This is a genomic window from Elusimicrobiota bacterium (assembly GCA_026388075.1).
Lineage (GTDB): Bacteria > Elusimicrobiota > Endomicrobiia > Endomicrobiales > JAPLKN01 > JAPLKN01.
In genome coordinates, this window is record JAPLKN010000054.1 from 1 (window position 1) to 10,621 (window position 10,621).

Below are 10,621 nucleotides of genomic sequence, written 5' to 3' on the forward strand. Positions count from 1 at the left end.
CAAGGGGATTGGCTATGATACAGAAATGAAATTATTACTGGATAATATTTTCTCAGAAAACATAGAAACTCAACCGAGCTTTTTGCGCAAATCTCTTGTTGTAAGTGCAGGCGTTAAGACTCGTTTTTAATCTCTATTATAAATAAGTAGAACTAAAAAACAGCAAAAAATAATTATAAATCGGGATAAAGGATTAAGGGGAAAAATATTTGATTTAATCCCTAATCCGTATTACAAAATCCTTAAAGGAAGGGAATTTTATGTTTGAAGGAAAAACTTTACTGCAAATAATTAGTATGGGGGGAATAGCGCTTTACGTTTTATTGTTTTGCTCAATTATTTCTTTGGCGGTAATACTTGAAAGGCTGGTCAATTACCGCAAGAAATCCAAATTGGATAAAATAGAATTCATGGATGAGATAAAGAATGAAATTCAAAGAGGTAATATTGAAAAGGCTATAAAAATCTGTGAAAAAAATGATGCGCCTATTAGCTATGTTGTCAAAGCGGGGATCAGGAAATTCGGCCATGATGAAAAAGCAATACAAGGTGCTATGGATAGAGAAATTATGGTTGAAACAGTAAAACTTGAACAATATATCAGCATAGTAGGAACAATAGGCAATACAGCAGTTTATATAGGTCTTTTCGGTACCGTGCTTGGTATTATCCGTTCTTTTCACAATATCTCAGTTATTGGTTCAGGGGGCATAACTGTAATAATAGGCGGAGTTGCCGAGGCTTTGATAGCTACTGCGACCGGACTTTTTGTAGCCATTCCGGCAGTAATATTCTACAATTATTTTGTAAGAAGAGTGGATAATTTTGTAACTGATATGGAATATTGCGCTTCAGAAATACTTGATTTAATCGGCATACGGAAAAAATTATGAGAAAACCTATTAAGCGCGAAAAGTTAATGGCAGAAATCAATATAACTCCTTTTACGGACGTTGTTTTGGTGCTTTTAATTATTTTTATGATTACAACCCCGATGTTGATACAACCCGGCATAAAAGTAAAACTTCCTGAGGCCAGCAAGGCAGAAAGCGATACGGAAAAAAATATTACGATTTTAATAACCAGGGACGGAAAAATATTTATTGATAATTTAAACGTTGATTTTGAGAGTCTTAAAGCTCGAATAACGGCAAGGCTTTCTGCAAATAATGATATACCGGTCGTAATAAAAGGCGACAAAGAAGTCAAATATGACACCGTAATAAAGGTTATAGATACGGCAAAACAATCCGGAGCAAAAAAGTTTGCTCTTTCGGTGGAATTGAAAAAAACTTTACCCCGTTAGAAATTGTTGGCTGAAACGTTGATTCAGGCAGGGGTTTAACCGTATGTCCAAGTCAGCTAAAATTTCTAACGGGGCTTGCCAGATAAATAATAAAAAATTATAAATGGAAAAATTTTTAACTAAAAAAAACACCATTATTTTCATAACACTGTTAACTATCTGTCGAATTTATATTAATTCCACCCTTCAGCTTCATCCCGATGAAGCTTATTATTGGTTATGGTCTCACCATCTTCAATTAAGTTACTTTGACCATCCTCCGATGATTGCATATTTCATTAAACTGACAACTCTTTTTTTCATGTCGGAATTTTGGGTAAGATTGTCTGCCTTGATGGTTTCAGTATTAATGAGCTTTATTATTTGGATTCTTTCAAAACAGTTTTTCAACAGCGAAAAAGTCTCATCCGGAAGCGTTCTTCTTTTAAATGTTTACCCTCTTACCGCATCGGGCTCAATTATTATAACGCCTGACGCTCCTGCCTTCCTTTTTTGGTCTTTAGGCATATTTATTTCATGGCAGTTGTTTAAAACGCAAAAAGCATACTTATGGTATGTTCTGGGAATAATATTAGGCCTTTCGCTTTTATCTAAATATACTGCGATATTGTTGGTTCCATCTATTTTCCTTTATATGATTTTTACTGATGAAAAACGCTGGTTAAAAACCGTACATCCTTACGTTGCGCTAGTTTTATCCATAATAATTTTTTTGCCGGTAATAATTTGGAATATCGCTAATAACTGGGTTTCGTTCAAATTTCAGATGCATCATGGATTGGAAGGCTACGATTTACTTAACGGTATGCTTGAATATATCGGCGGACAACTTATGGCGCTTACGCCTTTCGCTTGGCTGATGGGTATTTGGGCATCTGCAATATTTATGTTTTCCAAAAGAAAAGAAAAACTTTTTCTGGGGGTTACTTCTGTCCCAATAATTTTGCTTTTTATGTTTACTTCGCTTAAAAAAGCGGCAGCTCCTAACTGGCCGGTCCTGGCATATTTTACGTTTACAATCGCTTTATGTGCTTATTTCCTTGACGGAAAAAAATGGAAGGAAACTTTATGGGCTCTTGTTTTTCTATTTTCTCTGTTTTTTTCATTACTTGCGATATTTCATGCGAGATTTTCAGTTATTCCTCTTGAGAAATTCTCTAAAGAATGGGCTCAAACTGATGCGACTAGCTGGTTTTACGGATGGAAAGATCTTGCAAAAGAAATCAAAAAGTATCCCGATGTAAAATATATTCTTGCGCCGTCCCATACTTTGCCGGCATCTATTGATTACTATTTACATGAAAACATTACAATTAGTGCGGATCCCACCATAGGCAGATTCAGCCAGTATAACCTTTGGAAACTCCAAATACAACCCAATGTTAAAGCCTTATATGTTTCTTTAGAAGGGGAAGCTCTGGACGCTTATAAACGATATTTTAGCGAACCGGTTACAACCGATTATATTACTATCTACCGCAAAAACTTTCCGATAAGGCGATTTAGAATTATATATGGAAATACAAAGAGTTATTGACATTTTTTATGTGTTTTGATAGACTCAATAAGAGATGAAATCTAAAATAACTCTTTTTTTGTTAGTTTTAGTTCTATTTTCGTCGGCTGTTCCTGCTAGTGGTGGCGACGATTTTGCAAATTCGATAATAGGCAGAGAAATTATTAAAATTGGCCTGAGATTTTTAGATAATCCTGGGGATTTCTTTTTCAACCTGCATTCCGATAACGAAGACTACTCTCCCGTTCCGAAAAATAAAAAAGGATCGTTTAGATTTAACTTTTTTCCAACCTTTATACCTTTCACGTGGGCAAATCTTAACGTAAAAGCAAAAGTATTTGATGAAAAAAACAATTTACCCCAGATAGATGTAATCGGGATGTACGGCGATATTTTAAGTTTGAGATTGATATCTACTGAAACGAGACCGGAGTTTAGCGATTATTCTATGGGTATTACTGCGGCAAAGTCTATCAATGAAAAAACCAGGCTTTATGGCGGAATAAAATATTGCGCGGTGAACATGTACGTGAAATTTTCCACGCCCGTAACTTCCGGGGAATTTTCGATGTCTTCACTTGATTTTAAAATGTCCGATACTTTTGTTTTTACTGGTATCAGCCATCAGCCGAATCCCGATAAAATAGTTGTTGCGCAGCTTGGATACGGCTTTAAATACAACAAAATTGTTTCTCGTCTCATGGTAAGCCATAAACATCTTGATATCGGAGTTAATATTTATCCTGAAGGGCTTTTTGTTATACATCCTTTTATCGCATGGCATTGGTTTTTCTGACAAGGACAGATCAAAAGGACAAATCAACATGTTAAAAAGAATATTAATTTCTGTTTTATTATTTTTGGGGGGGGCAATGCTATTGTTTGCCAAAACAAAGGCTGCTCCCTATTATCAATTACAGTTTGACGTTGGCGAGTCTATACCTTCAAAAGGCGAAATGATGGCCACTTCTAATTTGACTAATGATTTAGGCATCATTTTACAGCCTAGTGCCAGGCACAAATTTATCGGTTTCTACGAACTAAAATACGCCGGGCCAGGGTTAAGAAAGGAAGAAGGGGATAAGTTTTCTGACAGAATTATGGACCACGTTTTCGTCATCAAAAATCATTTTGACTGGAAAGATGATTATACTCTAAAAAGTCAGCTGGATCATATGATAGAATACCGCCGTACAGGAGCAAACGAACTGTGGGGACAGGGGCTTTATGATTTTAACCGTACGGGATTCATGTTTGATTTAAACAGAAAATTCAGTAAAAAACTTTCCGGAGACATATACATGCAGTATCATTATCTGGAATTTCCTAATTATACTGATCTTTTGGCAGAATTTCAGGCTGGTGAAACATCGGAAACCTCTACCGGAAAACAAAACCACCACAATTATCAATTGGGAGTAAAAACAAAATATGAATTAGTCAATGTTTCGCTTGATTTTACAATATTAAAATATACTAAACAAAAAGTTATTGTTGATAATGTTCAACCGGATAGGACTTACTATTCAGGCGTGCTTCAGCAGGATACAATGGTTACATTAGGGGCGGATTATACGAAGATTTTATGGAATTCTATTATTTTAACCCCGTCATTTAGTTTTAAAAGCAAGATTTCAAATCAAAATTACCAGCACTTTATGCTGGCAACCGATACCATCCCGGTTCGTTACATTGATAATTATTATAGCTACAATATATTTGATATATCTTGCCCGATTACGTTTACATTATCCAAAATTTGGGCTGCCTTTATTACTCCCGAAATAAACTATAAATACTATTCAAATAGGCCGCCTAGAGATTCTGAAAACGCCTTCATTTCCGGAAACCAGTATAACAACCTTTTTATATTAAGCTGCGGTTTTTCAAAAAGACAAAATGACGTTACAACAATGACGGTATTCTATAATTACCAAAGCCAGGTTTCAAATATGACTTTTGAAAGATACTTGCTTTATAATTATTCAGGGCATTACATGGGTGTAAGTTTCAGCTATACCTATTGATTTATTAATAGAAAAATAAATAGTTTTTTTGAAAAACTCCGGTTTCATGATAATTTTTTCATAGAACCACTTGACAAGCTTCGCAAAAATTGCTATAAAATAAAAAATTTTTCAGAATATAATAAAGCGAAATAATCTAAAAATATGCCATTATTATCTTTATCAGATCTTCCTTTCGTAAGAAGCAAGGACGCTATAGCTGTTGATATTGGAACTTATTCAATTAAGATTCTGCATATCAAAAAGCATGGCGATTCATACCATTTGGTTAAATGGGGCACTGTTCCTTTAGCCGATATAAACCGAGACATCTCTCCAGCCGAAAGAAAAAATGCAATCCTCAGCCGCCTGGCCGAATATCTTGCCGTTGAAAAAATAGCAGTCAAAAATATTGTAACTTCTGTATCAGGAAATCAGGTTATCGTCAGGCACGTACAGCTTCAAAAAATGTCTCGCGAAGAGCTTGAAAAAAATATAGCGATGGAAGCGGAACCTTATATACCTTTTGGCATCACTGAGGTAGATTTAAGTTTCTATATTTTACCCGGAGATGTTGATTCGCAAAAAATGGATGCGATAATCGTTGCCGCAAAAAAAGAAGTTGTAAGCGCAAAAATCGAGATGCTGAATACACTGAATTTAAGGCCTGTTGTGGTTGATATTGACGCTTTTGCTATTTCCAATGCTTATGAGCTGAATTCCGATAAGACTTTGAATGAAACCGTTTTGATAGCTGATATCGGTGCAAGTGCAACAAATATCTCAATTATCGCCAATCATGTTTCAAAGGTGGTTAGAGACGTTTATGTGGCAGGCAATACTTTCACAAAAGCAGTCATGAAGGCTGCTTCTTGCGACCAAAAAACCGCGGAAGATTTAAAAGCGAATAATATAATTATTGTAACTCCCGAAGATAAGGATAAGATTTCATCAGATAATCAAAAACTTCAGGTTTCAACCGCGCTAACACAAACCGCCAAAGAACTTTTGACTGAAATTCAAAAATCCATTGATTTTTATATTTCCCAAAGAGCTGAAAATACAGTTAATAAAATTTTAATTAGCGGCGGAAGCGCTAATATAAAAAATTTGGATAAATATTTGTCGCAACAGCTCAAAGCTGCGGTTGAAATTTTTAATCCTTTGAGAGCCATAATTGAAGGAGAAAAAGTACCTCAAGAATTTGCTACAGAATTTGCCGTTTCGGTCGGGCTTGGAATGCGGTATGAAAACGACGTAAAAAAGTAAAATATGCAATTGATAAAAATTAATTTATTATCTAAAGAAAACATTAAAAAAGAAGAGAGGAAAGAACTAGTCTGGCTTTCTCTCTTAGCAATGATTATTGCCGTGATTTTTGGTTCCCTTGTTTATTTTTTAAAAGTTCACGCTTATAATGTTGTTGAAACGCGCATTAATCAAGCTCAATTTGAACTCACAAAATACGAAAGTATCGTAAAACAAGTTGAAGCGTTGGAAACGATGAAGCGAAGCCTTGAAACAAAGAAAAATGTAATAAATATGCTTAGGGAAAAAGGGATCGTATATCCTCGTTTTATGGAAGATTTGATGAGCGTTTTGCCTCAAGGCATATCGCTCAAAACACTTTCCACCGTTCTTCAGCCTGACGGAAAAATAACGGTGAGTTTGTCAGCGGACGCAACTGATAATTACCCTATAGCAGACTTTATTACTGAGCTAACGCTTAAAGGTATTTTTTCTGACGTCGAGCTTGGCGCAATTACTACAACAAGATCGGATAAAGCTACAATATCTTCTTTCAGCATGACTTTTAGCTATCAAAGAAAAAAATAACTATGACTAATAAAATAAAACAACAATTGGTTTTTATACTGCTAATTTTCGTGGGCGCCGGGTTCTGCTATTTTAACTACATTTTGCAGCCGCTTGATAAAAAATATAATGAGGCTGCAATTAAACTCAATCAGGTGGAAACAAAACTGGCTGAATTAAAAATCCGGGCTATGGAACTGCCGAAACTTAAAGCTGAAATGGAATCGTTGCAGAAAGAAGTCGCAGTCCTTGAAAAGCTTCTTCCTCAAAATAAAGAGATTCCCGGGCTTTTGCGAACAATTGCAAGAAAAGCCCAGCGTTATAATCTTCAGATTAATGTTTTGACTCCCGCGAAAATAGCGCCTATGGAACACTACAACGAATTGCCCTTTCAAGTTAATTTGAGGGGAAAATACCATCCTCTTGCCCATTTTCTTGCAGATATCGGCCAAGAGATGAGACTTATGAGTGTACGCAGTGTTAATATGAATTATTCCGGAAGTACCGACAAAAACGATACTCTAAATATAGTTTCAGATTTCACTTTAATAGCATACACATACAAAGAATGAAAAAGAAAATTTATATTATTTTAATGACTGCTTTTATTTTTGCGTCATGCAATATGACGCAGGCACCAGTACAGGTGTCATCGTCTATTAAAGCTCAGCCTATCGCGCTAAAAGTGCAGGTTGAGCAGAAAAAGGAAGAAATAGTCAGATACATTTATAGGGGAGACCTATATAGAGACCCATTCTTTCCTATTACTGCCGAAATGACTGGTCCCCAGGAAGGGATAGTGATTCCTAGCCTTGGTGCACTGGTTTTAACCGGGATAATACGCGACAGGGACCAATCAATTGCCTTACTAAAGGGCGGTTCTATCGGGTATACTCTTAAAAACGGCAGAATATATGATTCCAGGCAAAGACTTATTAAGGGAATGAGCGGAACGATAAAGGCTGAAAGCGTGGTAATTATCGCCGCTGATAGAAGTAAAAAAGAAATAAGATTAAGAGAAAAAGAAAAATAGATTTTTTTGATTTAAAGGAAGCTCAAGGAGGACTAACCGGATGAAAAAATTTATAGCCGACTTAATAGTGATAGGACTAATAATTAATTTAGGCAGTCCTGTATGGTCGGAAGAAAAGAGTTCTCAAGGTTTTAGTCTGCAGGAGGTAACGGTTATAGGAAACGCGGTGTCAGTAACTGGTTCGGGAATACCGAAATATAATGTATTCGGCCTTTCAAAACCTGAACGATTGGTTATTGATTTTTCTGATACCGAATATAAGCTAAAACAAAGTTTTCCTGTAGAAAACAGCCCCATAATCAATAAAGTAAGAGGTGCCCAATTCAAGGACAAACCGACGAAAGTTGCTCGTGTTGTTATGGAACTGAAAACCAGCGATATAGAATACGAAGTAAACGAAGAAAACGGTAACACCGTAATAATCAAATTTTTCCCGGTCGCTTCTGAAGCGGGAACACCTGCTGTTGAACAGGCGTATGAAAGCCCAAAACCCCAGGAAACTTTGTCTTCAGCTCCCGAAGTTTCAGCTCCTGCTATTGAGACTGTTGCTCAAGCTCCGGCAAGCACTGAAGTAAAAGCCGTTGCTGAGCCTCAATCAGTTACAGTCCCGATGCCGAAGCCCAGCGCTTCACAAAAAAGCGCCGAAGTATCTTCTAATCAGACTTCCAAAAAGATAGGTCTTACTTCTAAACCCATAAGTTTTGATTTTGAAGCGGCAGATGTGCGGGATGTCTTAAGAGTATTATCAATGAAAAGCGGCATAAATATTATTTGCGGCGATGATGTCCAGGGAACCGTAACCATGCGGCTAGAAAATGTTCCTTTTGATAAGGCCTTTCATACTATTCTTGCACTAAAAAACCTTGTTGCCGAAGAAAGCGGTCCAAATATTATAAGAGTCGTTACCCCGCAGCAAATTGCTCTTGAGAGAGAAAGATCAGTAACGTTTACAAAAATTTTCCCTTTAAATTATGCTAAAGCAGATGAAATAAAAACAAATCTGGATATGATACGGCAGTCCGAAGGAAGAAGAGGCGGAATCTCTGTTGACGATAGAACTAACAGTTTGATAGTCACAGATACCCCTGAAGGACTTCAGTCGGCAGAACGGATTATTTCAGAACTTGATAGAAAACCGGAACAAGTTATTATAGAAGCAAAAATTGTTGAAATTACATTAAATAAAAGTATTGATCTTGGTGTTCAGTGGCAGTATGCGGGCACAGCAGGCGATCCAAATGTGGCAATTGGAGCTTCCAGACAGCATGTGGTTGCGGATAATGAATCTGTTCCCGGGCCAAATGCAACTATCGGAGCTAACAGAAATCTGCCTTCGGGTACAGGAACGCTTGAAACCGGAGGAACCGGTGTTGCATTCCCTGCAAGCCCGGTATCAGGACAAATATCTTCTATAGCTTTTGGCATAGTTTCTAACGGAAACAGGTTAAACGCGGTTTTAAGCGCATTACAGCAGAAGGGTTTGTCAAAGCTGCTTTCAAGTCCTAAAGTAACTACAATAAACAATAAAGAGGCAAAAATATTAATAGGCCAAAAAATACCTTATACTACTACGACAATATCTGTAAGCGGTTCAACCCAGCAAACCAACTTCTTGGATGTTGGCATAAAACTTACAGTTACTCCAACTATTAATGTGGATCAAAAAATAACTCTGGCTGTTCATCCGGAGGTAAGCCTTTACATTAGGGCCGATCCGGCGGGTCCCGTAATTGGAACCAGAGAGGCAAATACAACCGTTTTGGTTAATAACGGCGAAACGGTTGTAATAGGCGGTCTTATTACCGATGAAGACCGAAAACTTGCGACTCAGGTCCCGATTTTGGGCGATATACCGATCATAGGAACACTTTTTAAGAGAACTTTGACTTCCAAAGACAGAACAGAGCTTTTGGTATTCATTACTCCTCAAATCGTAAAATAGGCTGTTTAAAGGCCAATAATAGCTTAAATATATAACCCAATCTTACTATTAATAAGATTGGGTTGTATTTTTTATTCTCCTTCGCCAAATACGCCCCCCACGTTTTGCTTCGCTAAACGAAGCAGGGGAGGATGAAGGCGGGGAGAACCCCCACGTCTAGTTTTGCCCTGTGAAATGCAAAGCATTTCCAGGACAAAACTGTGCGGGGTGGCTTCGGAAGAATTTCTGCTTGATACCCCGCATGTCGATGTGGGGAGCTTCATTTGAATCAAGGTAAACCCCGTTAGAGATCTGCCTCGCTCGCCTCGCTGCGAAGCAGGCCGGCGGGCGGGCAACGGGCGCTTCGCGAATAAAGATGGCGACATTACACCGCCATCTAACAGCATGATTTCAATCTGCCGACAGGAGTCAGCAGCCTTCTCTAACGGGGTAAAATCAGATATGTTACAAAAACTTAAATCAAACGGTTGGTTAATATTTTTCTCAATCATCCTTGTTTTTTCGCCAATTTTAAGGTTTTCCTGGGATTTTGCTACTCAATGTGTTTTTCATGTATTAATCTTATCAGCATTCCTTATTTCAATCAATTATTATAAGATTCCCTTTACTTTTAAAAGAGAAGGCACTGCCCTGCTTTTCTTTTTTTCTGCTTTATTGCCTTTAATAGGCGCTCCTGAGCTAGCGCAAGTCAGAAACGAGCTTCTGGTACTGTTGGACAGTCTTATATTGGCATATCTTGTAAGATTCCTTTCGGATGAACAAAAAAAACAGTTATTTAAAATACCGATTTTGGCTGGTTTTTGTTTAAGTTTAATACTTTTATTTTACTTCTTGAAAGCCCCGCAGAATTATTTTACCGGCGGAATGCTACAATACGAATATCTTATCAATCCAAATATTATTGCAGGTTATTTATTGTTGTCATTTCTTCTGGCATTTTCTTATTGGGATAATTTAGACGACAGAAATAAGGTGCTTTTTAAATTATTAACTTTAATCATTT

11 protein-coding genes are annotated in these 10,621 nt (G+C 37.1%); all 11 read left to right on the top strand.

The genetic code is table 11. The features are described from left to right. Positions 1-260: 260 nt before the first annotated feature. Complete coding sequence (locus NT145_02645; GenBank protein ID MCX5781591.1) at positions 261-893, top strand: MotA/TolQ/ExbB proton channel family protein; 633 nt, start codon at positions 261-263, stop codon at positions 891-893. Next, positions 890-1,306, top strand: coding sequence for a biopolymer transporter ExbD (locus NT145_02650; GenBank protein MCX5781592.1), 417 nt, complete (start codon positions 890-892; stop codon positions 1,304-1,306). The genes NT145_02645 and NT145_02650 overlap by 4 nt, the downstream gene beginning before the upstream one ends. A gap of 103 nt (positions 1,307-1,409) precedes the next feature. After that, entirely contained in the window at positions 1,410-2,843 is a 1,434-nt protein-coding gene (locus NT145_02655) for a glycosyltransferase family 39 protein (protein ID MCX5781593.1), read from the top strand. Between the two features lie 34 nt (positions 2,844-2,877). Further along, positions 2,878-3,618 (top strand): hypothetical protein, encoded by a 741-nt coding sequence (locus NT145_02660; protein ID MCX5781594.1) that lies wholly within the window; start codon positions 2,878-2,880, stop codon positions 3,616-3,618. Beyond that, a complete protein-coding gene (locus tag NT145_02665) occupies positions 3,578-4,849 on the top strand; it encodes a hypothetical protein (GenBank protein MCX5781595.1) in 1,272 nt (423 codons plus the stop codon). Before NT145_02660 ends, NT145_02665 begins: the two co-directional genes overlap by 41 nt. A 144-nt stretch (positions 4,850-4,993) precedes the next feature. Then, complete coding sequence (pilM, locus tag NT145_02670; GenBank protein ID MCX5781596.1) at positions 4,994-6,097, top strand: type IV pilus assembly protein PilM; 1,104 nt, start codon at positions 4,994-4,996, stop codon at positions 6,095-6,097. A 3-nt stretch (positions 6,098-6,100) separates the two neighbouring features. After that, entirely contained in the window at positions 6,101-6,664 is a 564-nt protein-coding gene (locus NT145_02675; GenBank protein ID MCX5781597.1) for a PilN domain-containing protein, read from the top strand. A gap of 2 nt (positions 6,665-6,666) precedes the next feature. Beyond that, complete coding sequence (gene pilO / locus NT145_02680; GenBank protein ID MCX5781598.1) at positions 6,667-7,215, top strand: type 4a pilus biogenesis protein PilO; 549 nt, start codon at positions 6,667-6,669, stop codon at positions 7,213-7,215. Further along, positions 7,212-7,676, top strand: coding sequence for a hypothetical protein (locus tag NT145_02685; protein MCX5781599.1), 465 nt, complete (start codon positions 7,212-7,214; stop codon positions 7,674-7,676). The genes pilO and NT145_02685 overlap by 4 nt, the downstream gene beginning before the upstream one ends. A gap of 40 nt (positions 7,677-7,716) precedes the next feature. After that, on the top strand, positions 7,717-9,618 hold the full coding sequence (gene pilQ, locus NT145_02690; protein MCX5781600.1) for a type IV pilus secretin PilQ: 1,902 nt from the start codon (positions 7,717-7,719) through the stop codon (positions 9,616-9,618). 441 nt (positions 9,619-10,059) lie between these two features. Continuing rightward, positions 10,060-10,621, top strand: a 562-nt coding sequence (locus NT145_02695) for a hypothetical protein (protein ID MCX5781601.1), incomplete at its 3' end; no start/stop codon positions are given.